Raw genomic sequence first — 16378 nt, 5'->3', positions numbered from 1 at the left:
AGCTATTCTTTCAGTTTTCTCCACAAGGTGGTGCGGTTGATATTCAATCGCTTCGCCGCTTTGGATTGGTTCATATTCTCCTCCTGCAGCACCGCTTGAATGATGCGCCGTTCGATGTCCTCAAGCGTCCCTTCCAAATAGCCTTTTAAGCTCTCTTCCTTGTTCTCGTTGGACAGACGGTCAAGCTGCGGTGCGGCTTCAGTTAAAGTGATATATCCGCTTTTTACCGTCAGCACAAGCTCCTCAAGTAATCGCTTAAACTGCCGGACATTCTCCCGAAATGTCTGCTTGCGAAACGCGTCCATCACCTCAGGCGCAAGTCCGACCACTTGTGTCCCGTAAGCTGAATTCAATTCAGCAATAAACAGTCTGCTCATGTCCTCCATGTCTTCCACCCGCTCTGATAACGACGGGACATAGAGCGTCAATCCTTGTAAACAACTGTATAAATCAGGGTCAAATCGCCCTGCTTTCATTTCTTCAAATAAATCGGCAGATGAAGAGGCGAGCCAGCGGATTTGCTGATCTGTCTTCATCCACTGCACGACGAGATCATGCTGGACTTCGAGCGGCAGATGCTCGACATTTCGAAGAAAAACCGTTCCGTTCTGAACAGCCGGAAGGTTTTTCAGCAATGCGTACTCTTTCACCTTGCTGCAGTGAATGGTCACAAACGTATGCTGCTGCCGAGGGCTCATTTGATGAATCGCAAAGGCTAGATCTGATTTCCCCGTTCCTTCCTCTCCGTACAGTAAAATAGGTTTATGCGTCTGGCTGAATGCCTGCGCTTGCTGAACCGTGTCCCTCATAGACCTGCTTTGTTGTGTAAATGATGAAAATGGATGCAATGAATGGACGGGCGCTGCAAACGACCATGCAAGATGCTGATGATCGCGGCAGGACACTGATTGTTCAATGGCAATCAGCAGCTCTCCTTTTGAAAGAAGGGAGCCTTTCATATGCCAGACAACTTCTCCTGTTTCTAATTGAAAATACCCGCTTTGTTTGCCTTCTCTTATAGACTGTACGGCAAAAGCCAGCTCTTCCCACCATTCAAGGATGGCGTCGGCAGGAGCAATGGGTTCAAGAAGCCCCTCATTAATCCAATGTTTCACCGTTTTGTTCACAAAGCGGATCCGGCTGTTGTCACCAATAACGAGCATCCCTTTTTCTTCCTGATCGATCATCTCTCTAAACATCCGCTGCTCCTCGGATGCCTCCTTAAAGAGCCGGTACATTTGCCTTGCACTGTGAAACGCTTCTTTAACGGATTCACGGCCGGACGTGATCAGCATGCTTTGCATGCCCAGCTCCTTTGCCGCTTTATCGGTAATGACATCTCCCAATACAATTTGTGTCCCCTGCTGCTGAATGTCCCTCAGCAGATTCCATACTTCCATTTCTTCTTTAATCGTATATAAATCAACTTCTATTCCAAAAAGCTCGCTGATGGTGCGAACCCCTTGGGTAATATTTTCAAAGCCGACGACGGCTGTTTTTCCTTGATAATCTTTAATGAGCGTCAGCGCCCGCAGCAGATCATACCCGGAAACAGGAATATCCACGACAGGGATGTGCACATGTTGCTGTATGAGCGAGGCTGTACCTCCGCGGCTCATAATGATATCGATTCCCTGCGATTCAGCTTGTTCTGCAATCGCAACGCCGGAGCGCAAATCGCCGACCTCCAGCTGAAATTGAATGTCCTGTTCTTCCTTCGCGAGCTCTGTCAATAAATCCCCTAAGCCTTTATACGGCGCAATGCCAAGCACTTTAATTTTCATGAAATGGACCCCCTCTTTCATTCTCTCTCAGTCAAGGAGACGGTGAGGGAGTCCGTTCAAACGATTGGGACAGCCCCCTCGAACTTAAATTATAAATGATGCGATATAGGGATACAATTCATGCCAGTGCCGCGCGCTCGTTCAAACGGCTTTATTCTTGACCGGCCGAGGCCCACGTTTGCGGGACACGCACATATTTAATCGCCTGACGGTAGTACGTAAAGGCAATATGCAGATCACCGTCTTTCCCCTGCTTGATCGACGGATAGGAAAACTCGCGGTTGAGCTTGTCTTTTGAGTTGTTCGTCATCGCATAACCGTCGCCGACTTCGATGTTTCTTTTGACAGGCCATGTGATGCCGCCGTCCCAGGAAAGCGCCAAAGTCATCGGCGCCCTCGGCGCTCCCCAGAAGGCTGGACGCGCGTCTGTGTCAACACCTGTTCTTGTATCATCCTCATCCTCAATTTCATCGTATAGAGATGCTCTTCTTTCGGTCGTTTCATTCGCATTCATATGATTGTATACGAGAGCAAGCGTCCCATCTTGAAGCGCTGTAAATTGAATGGAGGAGTTGTTGTTCGGCAGCTCGGTCGGCTCAGGCTCTGACCAGGTGCGGCCGTTATCAATAGAGCGGCTCACATAAATCGAGTCTGCAAAACGGCTTCTAAACAACGCAAGCAAGGTGCCGTCGTGCAGTTTTTCAATATTCATATGAACACATCCGGTACTGCCCGGCACCTTCACTTCCTCCCACGACTTGCCTTTATCAGATGAAATTTTCACCGCGCTGATGTCACGGTTTCCAGTCCATTTCACGCCCGACAGGGTGATGCAGTAAAAGACAGGAAGCAGCCAATCGCCGTTATCCAGAACAATGAGCGGCTGGCGGATAAAAGTCCCTGCTTCGGCAAACAATGTGTCAATCCCGCTCCATGTATGGCCTCTATCATCCGATGTCCGGTATCTGACAACCGCTGTATCCTGATTGCCGGAAAGCTGCGCCGTATACATAAGCCAGAGCCGACCGTCAGGCTCTTGGAAAAGCACAGGGTTTTGTTCGGAGCGGGAAGGATCACCTGACAGCTTTTCTGCCTGTGTCCACTCACCGCTTCCTTTTTCAAGCCTTGACATGTAAATCGATATATCCGGGATGCCTTCCTGCGTTCCCCCAAACCAGACGCACAACAGATCACCATTGTCCAGCTCCAGCAGGTTGGCTGCATGGTTTTGCGGGCAGTCTGTCGGCAAAAACGCATCCTTTCTGGCCGAATCGGTTTTATTTTCTCTGATGCGCCCATCTATCGGCAGGGAAACTTCACTTTGTTTCATCATAATTCCTCCTCAACATTTGACTCTTTTTTCGCAGGTGAGCTGATCAGACGATCCAATACGAGCACAATAAACGGAACAATGATGGCGATGTACATGTTATCGATGCCAAACGGATTGTCCAATAAATACCATACCGTCGTTGATATGCCGGAAAGCGCCAAGCCAATGGTTGCTCCGCGGTTTGAATTAAAATATGGCAAATAAAAGCCCATCGCCGCCACAACGGCAATTGATGTCCGAAGCGCCCTCGTAAAGAAAGAAAGCGTTAACAATTCCGGCGCCAGCGCAACCCCGAGCAGCGGAATAAAACCGACGATAATAGAAACATATCTCGTAATTTTCATGCGCTGTTCCGGTGTCGGATTTGCTTTCGGTACATAAAAGTCATCTATGATCAGCGTCGTTGTCGCCAGCGCAACCGTTGAAACGCCGACAAAAATAGACGCCACAAGGGATGTCGCCACAACCGCGCTCAGCACAGGATTCATGTGCTGCATAAACACCGGGAATGCGTAAATCGGATCAATTTCCGGGTACAAATACCGTGCAGCAACGCCGATGACTCCAATGGCAATCGCAAGCGGCAGACAAAGCAGCGCTGCATAGAGCGTCGACTTCTTTGCATCTTTCTCACTTTTCGAGGAGGTAATAGCCTGTATAATAAACTGAGTCGCAAAAATCGCCCCCATGTTGCCGATAAACCAGGCGCCGATTGTCCCCCATCCGATGCTGCCGTCCCAAGTGAAGAAATGCTCCGGCAACTGCTGCGTCATCGGCTCCCAGCCTTTTGTCAAATAGAGTGCAACCCCTAAAGTGATCAGAACCCCCGCATATTTAACAAGAGAATGCAGAATCGTCACCCAGGCAACGCCCTTCATTCCGCCAAACGTAAAATAAAAGGTGCTGACAATCGCTGTAATGATCGCACACGTCATCAGCGGAAGACCTAAAATAGACGAAATCGCCGCCGATCCGCTTAAATAGTTTCCAAGATTCACAAGTAAAAGGGCCACAATCATAATGATAGAAACGACAAGCTTGGTCGAACGGCCAAACTTTTCACTAATAATCCCGGAAATCGTATATTGGCCTGTTTTATAAAATTTCCCTGCTAAGAAGTAGGAAAAAATAAAAAACGCAATCGAGACCGTTACAATCGACCATGAAGCTGCCAAACCATGTGTATAAGCTGATTCAGCGGTCCCGATTGTCGATTTAGTGCCGATGAATTCACTCATCAGCAAAATCCCGACAACAATCGCCGGCAGCGTTTTGGCAGCATTGTTGAATTCCGAACTGGATTTACTGCGAAACCGCATCGTTAGCCATGTCGTAAAGAGAATGTATACCACAATCACTGCCAAAATAAACGTTATGATCGAACCGCTTAAGACATCCACCCAAACTCCCCCTTTGTTTGTGAGCCTCTTACAGGCCCATGGTGAAAACCATGTACAGATTCCGGCAGTCTATATATCCAGCAATTTCAAATAGACAGCTTCAATCTCCGCAATAGACATCGGCTTTGGATTGTTATCCATGAGCCGTTTGACGTCGGCTGCCGCCTCAGCAAGCGATGACACATCCTCTTTTGATACCCCGAATGTCTTTAAATTTTGCGGAATATCTAAATCGGCGGTCCACTCTTCAATTTTCCGTATGACCCGCTCTGCTTGGCTGGCCTTCGAACCTTCTGATTCGATTCCAATCACGCCAGCCACATCCGAAAGGCGGTCAGTCACATGATCCGCATTAAAGGCCGTTACATGTGGAAGCAGCATTGAATTGGCCACACCGTGCGAAATTTTGTATTTTCCCCCGAGCGGATAAGCCATCGCATGAACCGCCGCTGTTCCTGCGCTTGTCAAGGCCATTCCGCCATACATGGCGCCAATGAGCATTTTCTCTCTTGCCTCCAAGTTATTTCCATGATGGTAGGCCTCCTGAATACTGGAGGAAATCAGTCTCATAGATTCAAGCGCAAACATGTCGCTGAATGGGTTTGCTTTGTTGGAAATATAGGATTCGAGTGCGTGTGTAAATGCATCCATTCCGGTTGCAGCTGTGATCGCCTTTGGAAGACCGGTCGTCAAAACCGGATCTAAAATGACAAGCGAGGGCAGCAGATAGGGACTGACCATACCAATCTTTAATTCTTTCTCCGGGAACGTCACAATCGCATTCGGCGTCACCTCTGACCCTGTTCCGGATGTTGTCGGAATCAGCACAAGCGGAACGCCGGGCTTTTCAACGAGATTCGTGCCAATCAAAGCTGAAATTGGTTTTTCATTTGTTTTCAGAACAGAGAGGATTTTAGCCGCATCGAGCACACTGCCTCCGCCAATTCCTAGAATCGCGTCATGGCCTCCTTCAGAAAAAAGCTGAAAAACCTCTTCGATGTTTTGTTCCGTCGGCTCCGGCTGTATATCCGTGTTGACTTCACTTGAGATGCCTTTCTCAGCCAGCACCTCTTTGATTTGGTCTGCATAGCCGAGAGAAACGATCGACGGCTGAGTTAAAATAAACACCGAACGAATCTGATTCAATCCGATCTGATCTAAGTGATCACCAAGCAAATTGAGTGAATGTGCACCAGCCTCAATTCGGGCGGCCGTTTGAAAATGATAAAGCGTCTTCATAACCTCACTGCTCCTTTGTCAGTTTTGCTTCAATTCCGTAGCCTTCCAGCATCTTTTTCACTTTTTGCAGCGGCTCTCCCGACAGCTCTGCAATCGGACGTTTAGGCGGTCCGACGTCGATGCCGGCAAGCTCCGCTGCTTTTTTAAGCGGAGCCGGCAGTGAACCGAGTGAAAACGTATCACGGAGCGGCTGCAGCTGCTGTTGATAGTGCTCGCTCTCTTCAATGTTTCCTTGTTTAAAAGATTCATAGATTGAAACAACAGTTTGTGGAAGCACATTGGCTGTGGCTGCCACAGCTCCTGTTCCACCCGCCTTCAATGTGTCTAAAATCAATGAATCGGTTCCTGCCAGGACGGAAAAGGACTGTTCTTTTGTACGCTCAAGATACGCCTTAATATTGGCGAAGCTGCCGCTGCTGTCCTTAATGCCGATGATGTTCGGCAATGCCGCCAGCCGTTCAACCGTTTCGGGCTCCAATGATACGCCTGTTCTCGACGGAATGTTGTAAAGCAGGACAGGAAGCGCGACATTTTCAGAAATCGTGCGGAAATGCTGATACAATTCCTCCTGCGAAGGTGCGACAAAGTATGGCGTAATAATCGAAAGAACATCCGCTCCGATATCCGCCATTTGATTGGATAAGGAAATGGTCGCCTCAGTACTGTTTTCTCCTGCTCCGATGAAAACAGGCACTCGTTTATTAACCGCTTTTACAACTGTTTCAGCAATTTGAAGCTTTTCCTCTTGCGAGAATAAATGAAATTCGCCATTTGTTCCTAAAGCAAAAATGCCGTGGACGCCTGAATCAATTAAATGATTTACCAGCTTTTCGGCTGCTTCCGGATGAAAAGCCTGTTGTTTTGTAAGCGGTGTCAGTATGGCAGGGATAATTCCCTCTACTTTCAAGTGACTTCGCTCCCCTCTGTTGCATTTTTAAACAATAAAATAGTAAAACGCTTTCACAAACTTTATTATAAAGGTGTTATGCTTCATTAAGCAACACTATTTTTGGATTTGGGACAAAAGAATGAAATCTTACCTTCAGCTGATGCTTTTTAAAACAATAAAAAAACCTGTCCAAAGACAGGTCAAATTAATCTTTTAAAGCTTTCACACAAGCCGCTGTTTTATTTTGAATTTGTATCAGAAAAGCGGCTTGATCCGCTGACCGGCCGGATTGAGTGGCCGCTACAAGCACATCACCGCACGGAACATGGTGCTGGGCTGCGGCATTTGCTGCAGTGCTGATCGCCTTCACAAATTGACCATCTTGCAAACAGCCGTCAACTAACACCCACATGATCAAACGCCCCGCCGTATCTTTCATACCGACGATGCAAAGATCACCGCTTTCCGACGACACAATATGACAGTCAGCCAATTCAGTATCATGTTGGATAAATAGCGTTTCATCTTCAAAGGCTGACAGGTCATGTGGCCATCCAGAGTTATTTCCGCTTGCGAAAACAAGTTTTCGTCTCCAAGCAAAGCCCCCTTCAGGGGACAGAAGACGGAGCGGACGGTCTGCCGAAAATGCGATGCCGTGCGGCAAATATTGTTCAATTCGCTCTTTTAAAAAGAGGGGCTCGGTTTTCTGCGGGATGGTTTTCGCCTTGATCGTAAACTGCGGATTTGCACGCTGAGGATGGTCCAGCGCTGTGATGCCCGTATCATACACTCGTCCGATACGCTCGGCAGAAAGAGCAGCTTCCGGGCGGTCAAGAACTTCTGCTTTTCCATCTTTCAACAACAGCAGGCGGTCACAGTATAAACTCGCAATATTCACATCATGAAACACCCCGACCACTGCAAGTTTGGATGCAGCCGTTTCTTGTTTCATTAAATCAAGCAGACTCTTTTGAAATGACAAATCGAGAAAACTCGTCGGTTCATCAAGCAGCAAATATTCGGGTTCCTGGGCAAGTGCCTGCGCTAAATACACCCGCTGCTGCTCTCCGCCGCTCAGCTCATGAATGGATTTTTGGGCGAAGCGAAGTGTGTCTGTCTGCTTCATCACCCTTTTCACGATATCATGATCTTCCGCTGTCAGCTGCCGAAAAAGGCCTGATTGATACGCGTAGCGGCCAAACTGTACCGTTTCCTCCACTGTAAAGGAAAAGGCCTGCTCCGTTTTTTGAGGAAGGACCGCCATTTTGCGAGCGAGCTCCTTCGTTTGGTACGCCCCGACTGAACGGCATTCAAGCAGCACCTCGCCGCTTCGAGGTGCGATTGTTCCCGACAACATTTTCAGCAAAGTGGTTTTTCCGCTGCCGTTCGGACCAAGTATTCCTAAAAATTCGCCCGGCTTTACAGCAAAGCTGATGTCCTGTAAGACATCCGTTTTTCCATAGCCGCCGGACACACGGATGACATCAATCATGAACTCGCCCTCCCCGGTAGCGCCGAATCAAAATAAAGCCGAAAACAGGTGCCCCTACCAGTGCGGTAATAATGCCGATCGGCAGCTCGGACGGCTCAATGATGGTTCTCGACAAAAGATCTGACAGCACAAGGAACGAAGCGCCGTTCAGCATCGAGAGCGGCAGGAGATGACGGTGATCCGTAATAGACAGAAGCCGGATAAAATGCGGAATGACGAGGCCGACAAACCCAATGGTTCCAGACACAGCAACCGCACTGCCAGTTAAAATAGCTCCCGCCAACAGAACGACATATTTACTCCGCTTCACATTCACGCCGAGCAGTCTCGCTTTTTCCTCGCCATAAGTCATCACATTCAGTTCTCTCCCGCTGATCAAAAGCGCGGCAGCGCCCGCAGCAAAAAAGGGCAGAAACAGCGCGACATAGCCCCAGCCCCTCATCGATACGCTGCCGAGCAGCCAGTGGACGATCGGTTTTAAATCATCGCCGGTCAAAGCGATCATGAGAGAAATAAGCGCACCCAAAAACGAACTGAAGATGATCCCTGTTAAAATCAAAGCAGACAGGGTCAACGAAGGGTGTACGAGCCGCGCAAAGAACAAAACCAAAAAAATCACGACAACAGCCGCGGCAACGCTTAAAAACGGCAGTGTAAAACTTCCGATCACCGGCAGCTGAATCCCAAAAAACAGCGTGACCACTGCACCGACGGCCGCGCCTGACGAAATGCCGAGCGTATACGGATCTGCGAGCGGGTTTTTCAAAAGCCCCTGAAACCCGGCTCCCGCAGCAGCCAGACCCGCGCCCACAAGAGCGGCCAATACCACCCTCGGCAGCCTGATTTTCATGATGATGTTCGCCTCTGTCGGATCGGGATTTAACCCTTGAATGCCAAACCATTCGTCCAAAAAAACCTTGATAATAGACGGAATGGGAATCTCCAAAGATCCGATAGAGATTCCCATAAGAACAGATGCCGACAAAAACAACAGGCTGAAGGCATATGCCGCGAAGCGGTTATTTCTTAAAGACGTCAGGGTAAATATGTTCAGCAAGCTCTTCGACCCCTTTGATCAATCGCGGCCCCGGACGGGTCACGAGGTCAGGGTCCACGTCGTATACTTCGTTATTTTTGACGGCTTTTACACCGTTCCAGCCGCCTCGTTTTTTAATCTCGCTGACAGCAGACTCGCCGTTTGTCGTCACGATCGCATCGGGATTCAGCTTGACGATCGCTTCTTCCGTTATCTTGGCCCAGCCTTTCTGCGCGGAAGCGGCATTTTCCGCATGAATCGCTTCTAGCATTTCATCCATAAAGGTGCCTTTTCCGGTTGTATAAATGTCCGGAGCCGGAGACACTTCGACAAATACTTTCTTTTGATCGGCTTTAGATATGCCGGCAGCTTTTTCCTTTATGTCAGCCAGGTCAGATTTCATGCTCTTGATCAGGCTCGCCGCTTGATCCTCTGCGCCGGCAGCCTTTCCGATCATTTCGATCGACCGGTACGCCTCTTCAAAAGAGGCCGCATCATTCACGGTCACCACCGTAATTCCTGCACCTTTTAGCTGCTTCAGCCCTTCTTCGGCACTCTGCATGCTGGAAGCATGGGCCAGGACCAAGTCGGGGTTTAACGAAATGATTTTTTCCGTATTAAATTCCATGCCCCCGATTTTTTCAACGTTTTTCACTTCTTTTGGATATGTATCAAAATCCGTCACGCCGACGACTTTTTTCCCCAGGCCGAGGGCGTATGTAATTTCGGTATTGCTCGGCATCAGAGAGACGATTTTCTTCGGTTCATTTTCAATTTTGACCTCTTGTCCTGAAGCATCTTTTATGGTGACCGGAAACGCTTCAGCCGCCTTCTCCTGCTTTTGCTGATCTGCCGGTTTTTGCGCTTGACCGCAGCCGCTAAGGACGCCGGCGGCCAACAGCAGTGACAGCAATAAAAGCCCTAACTTCTTCATCCTGCTTCCTCCTCGGGATAAAATAAAAACATCTCTACTCAGTAAAGATGCAGCAAACCAAGAACGTACAAAAAGTGCACATCGCTTATACCGCATCTGTCCTTGCAGATTACGCGGTCATCATCCAGGCGGTTATTCCGGCTTTTGGTTCATCGCTCTCGGCCTGTCCGAACTGCTCGCGGGACTCTCGCCGGCTTCCCCTCTTAAGCTGCTGATGAGCAGCACCTTTCTGACTCATTCGTATCCTAATTTCGGAATTATTATACTATAATCGACACAGGTCTGTATATGAGATTCTGAAAAGGAGATTTTCAACTGAAAAACATTGTTTTTGCTAAATCATTTACGATATATTGCATATAGAGAAAGGGTGGTTTTATGCCGATACCGAAAAACTATACGCCTCAGGTCAGACTTTCAGCAAAGGAAAAAGCGTTTCACCAATTGCAGCGCTGGATTGTTGACGGAACCCTTGAACCCGGCGAAAAAGTCACGGACACCGATCTGGCCGAAGCGCTCGGCGTCAGCCGCACACCGGTCAGAGAAGCGCTTCAGCTCCTGGAATCGCAGGGCTTTGTGGAAATGAAGCCGGGAAAAGAAACAAAGATCACGCTCATTCATCCCGATGATGCGTTGGCCGTCTATCCCCCGCTCGCACACCTTCAGGCTCTGGCGGCAGAACTGGCCGCGCCGCTTTTGACCGAAGAAGAGATCGCCGAGCTAAAAAAACTCGTGGCTCAATACGAAGCCGCGTTTAAGGAGGAGCGGTACCACGATGCAGCTGAACTGGACGAACAGTTCCACCATTTGATTACAGAAGCGGCTAAAAACCCGTATGTTCTTCAGTTTTCTGCTGTTCTGCAGCTTCATGTCAGACGAATGAAGTATGTGTTTTTCAATCGGCCGGCTGCTCCGAAAATGCAGTCCGCCGCCGAGCATTGGGAAATCATCGCCGCTTTTGAAAATAACGATCCAAAATTGGCGGCTGAAGTGATGAAAAAGAATTGGCTCCGTCCGATGGAAGATATTCATAAGATTTTAAAAGACAGGGAACAATAAAGTGCCAGGCACGATTTTCGACCGCTGTATCCAGCTGCGATATACTGTTTATTAGATGTTTTTTTCATCTTAACTCTCAAAACAAGGATTGATGGCATATGGATTTAAAGCTGAAAAACAAACTCGTGCTCGTGACAGGTTCTACTGCAGGTATTGGAAAAGCAACGGCGGAAGCCTTTTTGGCGGAAGGCGCCGAGGTCATCGTAAACGGACGGACAGAAGAAAAAGTCCAGTCGGTCGTTGATGAGCTTTGCCGCCACGGAAACGTTCACGGAATTGCCGCTGATTTATCCGATCCTGAAGAAAGCAGGGCATTGGTCGAAAAAACCGCTGAAATCGGGGAGCTTGATGTCCTCGTCAATAATATGGGCTTTTTTGAAGTGAAGGATTTCACAGAGGTGACAGACGAGGAGTGGCTCAACTATTTTGAAGTAAACGTTTTAAGCGCTGTTAGGCTTTGCCGCGCGTTTTTGCCGGCCATGCTGAAGCGGGATAAGGGGAGGATTCTCAATTTGGCAAGCGAAGCCGGCATTAAACCGCTTCCGCAGATGATCCCTTATTCGATGACGAAGACCGCTCTGATCAGTTTATCAAGAGGTTTGGCCGAAATGACGAAAGGGACAAATGTGACGGTCAACTCTGTCCTTCCGGGTCCTACATGGACGGAAGGCGTCGCCAATTATATGGAGGGTGCCGCCGCTCAGGAGAAAACCGATTTAGACACCTTTGTCAAAGATTATTTCAAAGTGAATGAGCCGACTTCTTTGATTCAGCGCTATGCAAAACCGGAAGAAGTGGCGAGTACGATCGTCTATCTCGCTTCCGAAAAAGCTGCGGCCATCAACGGTTCCGCACAAAGAGTGGAAGGCGGAATTATCCGCTCCATTTAACAGAAATCCTCTGCCGATCGGCAGAGGGTTTTTGTTTAGGATTCGTGTGAATCATACCGTTTTCCGTTAATATACAGCTTCGAAAAAACAGGGTCTTTCACATATTTCAGTTCCATCGGAACATCGACGCCGTCGATCTCGGAATCGGCCACTTTCAGCCCGGTGACCGGAGAGTGGTCGTATGCCAGCACCCTGATCCCGTATTGCCCGCCCTTGCTTTTCAGCTGTTTAACATCAACGGTACGGACGACGGGCTTGAAATCTCCGGCATCCCCTTCTTCATATTCCATATCGATGGCGATCACTTCGCGCTTCAAGCTTTTAACCGTATTTTTGTGAAAGTAGATGTTTTCAAGAACGCCGCCGCGCACCGAATTCGTTTTAATGCGGAGGGCTCTGTCCAAGTTCGGGCTGTCCATAAGGTTGCCCTCGGCGATGACGTTCTTCACGCCTCCGGAAATTTCGCTTCCGATCGTGACCCCTCCGTGCCCGTCTTTCATTTCGTTATGTTCAATGACGATGTTTTCTGACGGAATGTTGATCCTTCGGCCGTCGGCATTTCTTCCCGATTTGACGGCGATGCAGTCGTCTCCATTATCAAAATGGCAGCCCTTGATCACCACGTTTTTACACGATTCCGGGTTGACTCCGTCGGTATTCGGGCCGTGCCCGATGACCGTGATGCCGTCCACTGTCACATTCTCGCAAAGCACGGGATGAACTTGCCACATCGGCGAATTCAGCACAGTGACACTTTGAATCAATATATGTTTGCAGCGATACGGCTGAATGAAATTCGGCCGCAAATAATGCCCTTTTCCAAACTGCCGCTCAGTGACCGGGACACCGCGCTCAGCCATTTCAAACAAAGCATTCCGGTCTTTTTCCTGTGAAGGCTGGCCATTCGTTCCCCTTTTCCACGGCCACCAATGCTCGTCATCGCCTTGGCCGTCAAGCGTACCCTTTCCGGTTATCGCAATATTTTCGGCTTCATAAGCGTAGATGAGCGGTGAATAATTATAGAGTTCGACCCCTTCAAACCTCGTCAGCACAACGGGGAGATAATCTTCAGGGTTCTGACTGAATTTGATCACCGCTCCTTGTGCAATATGAAGCTCCACATTGCTTTTCAGCCTGAGCGCACCGGAAAGAAACATGCCTTCAGGAACCGCTACTCTTCCACCGCCGGCTTGGTGGGCCTGATCAATCGCCTTCTGTATCGCTTCCGTCGAATCGTTTTTTCCGCTTTCGTCAGCCCCAAACGCTGTAACATCAAATAAGCGATTAGGAAATATCGGAACCTTCAGCTTCTTTACAATCTCGTTTTTTATTTTCTGCAGACTCAAGTTACCGCCCCCCTTTACAATGTGACGCCTGTTTTAAATATCGCAAGCTCCCTGAAATCGTTTATCTCATTGTTCAGCTGCCTGCCGCCCGCGACTTCGATCAAATATGCTGTCAGCTCCTTCAAAACGTCATCTTCTGACCGGTCTTCGAGCACCCTTCCCGCATTAAAATCGATCCAATGGCGCTTCGCCTCATAAATCGCTGTATTTGTCGAAATTTTCATCGTCGGCACAAAGGTGCCAAAAGGTGTGCCCCGCCCTGTTGTAAATAGAACGATTTGACACCCTGCAGCAGCCAGTGCGGATGAAGCAACAAGGTCATTTCCGGGAGCACTCAGCAGATTCAGCCCTTTCTTTTTCAAAACATCCCCGTATTCAAGGACATCCGTCACCTTTGAAGTGCCGGCTTTTTGCGTACAGCCGAGCGATTTATCTTCCAATGTCGTAATGCCGCCCGCTTTATTGCCCGGAGACGGGTTTTCATAGACGGGCTGCCTGTGATCGATAAAGTACTGTTTAAAATCGTTGATTAAGCGGACGATTTTATGAAACACTTCTTCATTTTCAGCCCGTTCCATCAAAAGCGTTTCCGCCCCAAACATTTCAGGAACTTCTGTCAAAACCGCCGTTCCCCCTTGGGCGATCAGAAAATCGGAGAGGCGGCCGAGCAGCGGATTCGCGGTAATTCCGGAAAATCCATCAGAACCGCCGCACTTCAAACCGATTTTCAGTTCAGAAAGCGGAACATCTTCGCGCCGGTCACTTTTTGCATGCTCATAAATTTCTTTTAACAGTTTGACGCCTTCCGTGACTTCGTCTGATACCTCTTGGGAAAGCAGAAACTTGACCCGGCTGTGATCATAATCGCCGAGCGCTTCGCGGAATTCGTGAATGCTGTTGTTTTCACAGCCGAGTCCCAGTACAAGGACACCGCCTGCATTCGGGTGTTTGACGGCATTCGCCAAAATCGTTCTCGTGTTGATATGATCATCGCCAAGCTGTGAACAGCCGTACTGATGCTTTAATACGTGAACGCTTTCAAAAGGGGCGATGGAGCCAACCTCGGCCTTAAATTCTTTAATGATCAGCTCTGCAATACCATTTACACAGCCGACGGTCGGCACGATCCATAGCTCGTTTCTGATCCCCGTTTTTCCGTCTTTTCGTTTAAATCCTTTAAATGTGAGCGGTTCTTTTTGATAGCGGTTTTCCGTAAACTTCGGCTTGTAGCTGTATTCTTCGACACCGCCCAAATTCGTTTTCACATTTTTCGTATGCACCCACTCCCCCGTCTGAATCATTTCAGTGGCGTGCCCGATCGGAAAGCCGTATTTGATGACGTCTTCATTTTCAGCAATGTCTTTTAAAGCAAACTTATGGCCTTTCAAAATTGTTTCCTTGATCACGATGGTCCGTTCTCCGACAGTAATCGTTTCACCGGTCTGCAATTCTCTTAACGCAATGCCGACATTATCTTGAGGATTGATCATCAAGCAGTCTTTCATCACATGTCCCCCAGCTCAGCCATTTGGCTGTTCATCATTTTTTTCAGTGCCTTCCTCATTCCCGTTTGTTTCATGTCCCTTAAATATTCAGCCGTCTTGTCCGTCAATCCGGGCATATCGTTCAGGTTTTGCCCCCACACTTTTTCAAACCCGAGAACATGGAATGCGATGTTCGAAACGTCTGTCTCTTCTGTCCAGAGCCGTTTGAGGAAAGCCAGCACCTCATCGTCGTCAGACAGCGGAATGGCCTCATCTTCCCGTTTTCCTTGGTAAAAATAAATTAAAGCGCTTAAAGCGAATACGGTTCGAGCCGGAAGTTTGCCTGTTCGTTCCGCATACTCGATTAAGACGGGCAAATTTCTGACTTTGAATTTTGCAAAGGAATTTAAGGAAATATCGATCAGCTTGTGACGGATAAACGGGTTTTTAAAGCGGTCGAGAATCTCTTCCACATAGGTGTCAAGCTCGCTGCCGGGCATATCGATCGTCTCGAGCACCTCCTGCTGGATCAGCTCTTTCACAAATGATCCGATCAGCTCGTCTTCAGCTGCTTCACGCACCGTCTCAAGGCCTGCCAAATAAGCGACCGGCGTCATCGCAGTATGGGCGCCGTTTAAGATTCTCACTTTTCTCACCCTGTACGGCGTCACATCTTTGACAAACTCGACATTCAGGCCCGCCTCATGAAGCGGGAGCTCGTCTCGTAGCCATTTCGGCCCTTCAATCACGAATAAATGATACGGCTCCGCCGTCACCATCAAGGAGTCGTGATAGCCGGCCGCCTCTTCAAGCCGGTGTGCATTTTCTTTCGGGAACCCCGGTACGATCCTGTCCACAAGCGTATTGCAAAACACGTTTGCCTCTTCAAGCCAATCGATGAACCCTTGTTCAAGCGCCCACGCGTTTGTATAGCGCAGCACAATGTCTTTCAGTTTTTCTCCGTTATCTTCAAGCAGCTCACAGGGGAGGATCACCAGACCTTTTTCCCTGCTTCCCTGAAAAGTCAGGTATCGTCTGTATAAAAGTGCAGTCAGCTTCCCTGGATAGCTTTTCTGCGGACGGTCGGACAGCCGGTCTTCCTCGATATAAATGATGCCGGCCTCTGTCGTATTTGAAAATACAAACCGCAAATCCGGCAGATCAGCCAGCTCTATAAATTCATCATAGTGCTCATAACTGCTGACGACTCTGCTGATTGATGTAATGACAGCAGAATCGCGAACCTCCCGTCCTTCCCGGAAACCTTCAAGATAAAGCGTGTAAAGCCCATCCTGTTCTTGAAAGGCCGTTACAGAACCGCGGCGCGGAGGCACGACGACGGCGCTGCCGTTAAAATCGGTTTCTTCATTTAATCTATGAATCTGCCAGTCAATAAATCCCCTCATAAAGTTACCTTCCCCGATTTGCAAAATCCGTTCGGGGCGGCTCGGCTTAGACCTTATCTGTTTGGACAGCCTCTCCATTTCAATCC

Annotated in this window: 14 protein-coding genes; 2 read left to right on the top strand and 12 right to left on the bottom strand. The window is 48.7% G+C overall.

The features are described 5' to 3' along the window. Positions 1 to 2 precede the first annotated feature (2 nt). From BTA31_RS03245 to BTA31_RS23495, 9 genes are all read right to left on the bottom strand, one after another. Complete coding sequence (locus tag BTA31_RS03245) at positions 3 to 1784, bottom strand: sigma-54-dependent Fis family transcriptional regulator (RefSeq protein ID WP_076788868.1); 1782 nt, start codon at positions 1782 to 1784, stop codon at positions 3 to 5. A 151-nt stretch (positions 1785 to 1935) separates the two neighbouring features. Continuing rightward, positions 1936 to 3114, bottom strand: coding sequence for a sialidase family protein (locus tag BTA31_RS03240; protein WP_076788867.1), 1179 nt, complete (start codon positions 3112 to 3114; stop codon positions 1936 to 1938). Continuing rightward, positions 3114 to 4517 (bottom strand): sodium:solute symporter family protein, encoded by a 1404-nt coding sequence (locus tag BTA31_RS03235; protein ID WP_043927197.1) that lies wholly within the window; start codon positions 4515 to 4517, stop codon positions 3114 to 3116. The genes BTA31_RS03240 and BTA31_RS03235 overlap by 1 nt, the downstream gene beginning before the upstream one ends. Before the next feature lie 69 nt (positions 4518 to 4586). After that, positions 4587 to 5756, bottom strand: coding sequence for an iron-containing alcohol dehydrogenase (locus BTA31_RS03230; protein ID WP_076788866.1), 1170 nt, complete (start codon positions 5754 to 5756; stop codon positions 4587 to 4589). A gap of 4 nt (positions 5757 to 5760) precedes the next feature. Continuing rightward, entirely contained in the window at positions 5761 to 6663 is a 903-nt protein-coding gene (gene dapA, locus BTA31_RS03225; RefSeq protein WP_076788865.1) for a 4-hydroxy-tetrahydrodipicolinate synthase, read from the bottom strand. A gap of 187 nt (positions 6664 to 6850) precedes the next feature. After that, positions 6851 to 8137: an ABC transporter ATP-binding protein gene (locus BTA31_RS03220; RefSeq protein ID WP_076788864.1), complete on the bottom strand. Its 1287-nt coding sequence runs from the start codon at positions 8135 to 8137 to the stop codon at positions 6851 to 6853. After that, a complete protein-coding gene (locus BTA31_RS03215) occupies positions 8130 to 9194 on the bottom strand; it encodes a FecCD family ABC transporter permease (protein ID WP_043927202.1) in 1065 nt (354 codons plus the stop codon). Before BTA31_RS03215 ends, BTA31_RS03220 begins: the two co-directional genes overlap by 8 nt. Continuing rightward, a complete protein-coding gene (locus BTA31_RS03210; protein WP_043927203.1) occupies positions 9157 to 10107 on the bottom strand; it encodes an ABC transporter substrate-binding protein in 951 nt (316 codons plus the stop codon). Before BTA31_RS03210 ends, BTA31_RS03215 begins: the two co-directional genes overlap by 38 nt. Positions 10108 to 10216: 109 nt before the next feature. Beyond that, positions 10217 to 10345 (bottom strand): hypothetical protein, encoded by a 129-nt coding sequence (locus BTA31_RS23495; protein ID WP_275667461.1) that lies wholly within the window; start codon positions 10343 to 10345, stop codon positions 10217 to 10219. Between the two features lie 140 nt (positions 10346 to 10485). Between BTA31_RS23495 and BTA31_RS03205 the strand changes: the two genes are divergently transcribed. Further along, positions 10486 to 11166, top strand: a complete 681-nt coding sequence (locus tag BTA31_RS03205; RefSeq protein WP_043927205.1) for a GntR family transcriptional regulator — start codon at positions 10486 to 10488, stop codon at positions 11164 to 11166. A 98-nt stretch (positions 11167 to 11264) separates the two neighbouring features. Next, a complete protein-coding gene (locus BTA31_RS03200; protein ID WP_076788863.1) occupies positions 11265 to 12056 on the top strand; it encodes an SDR family NAD(P)-dependent oxidoreductase in 792 nt (263 codons plus the stop codon). A gap of 35 nt (positions 12057 to 12091) precedes the next feature. Here the strand turns inward: BTA31_RS03200 and BTA31_RS03195 are convergent, their stop codons facing one another. From BTA31_RS03195 to BTA31_RS03185, 3 genes are read right to left on the bottom strand one after another with little or no spacing between them, the layout of a single operon-like run. After that, positions 12092 to 13402, bottom strand: coding sequence for a glycoside hydrolase family 28 protein (locus BTA31_RS03195; protein ID WP_043927207.1), 1311 nt, complete (start codon positions 13400 to 13402; stop codon positions 12092 to 12094). A 14-nt stretch (positions 13403 to 13416) separates the two neighbouring features. Then, a complete protein-coding gene (locus BTA31_RS03190) occupies positions 13417 to 14907 on the bottom strand; it encodes a UxaA family hydrolase (protein ID WP_076788862.1) in 1491 nt (496 codons plus the stop codon). Further along, positions 14907 to 16370, bottom strand: a complete 1464-nt coding sequence (locus BTA31_RS03185) for a tagaturonate reductase (RefSeq protein ID WP_043927209.1) — start codon at positions 16368 to 16370, stop codon at positions 14907 to 14909. Before BTA31_RS03185 ends, BTA31_RS03190 begins: the two co-directional genes overlap by 1 nt. Positions 16371 to 16378 lie beyond the last annotated feature (8 nt).

Origin of the sequence: Bacillus haynesii, from assembly GCF_001969855.1 — a bacterium.
GTDB classification, from domain to species: domain Bacteria; phylum Bacillota; class Bacilli; order Bacillales; family Bacillaceae; genus Bacillus; species Bacillus haynesii.
This window is presented reverse-complemented; position numbering and strand designations above follow the sequence as displayed.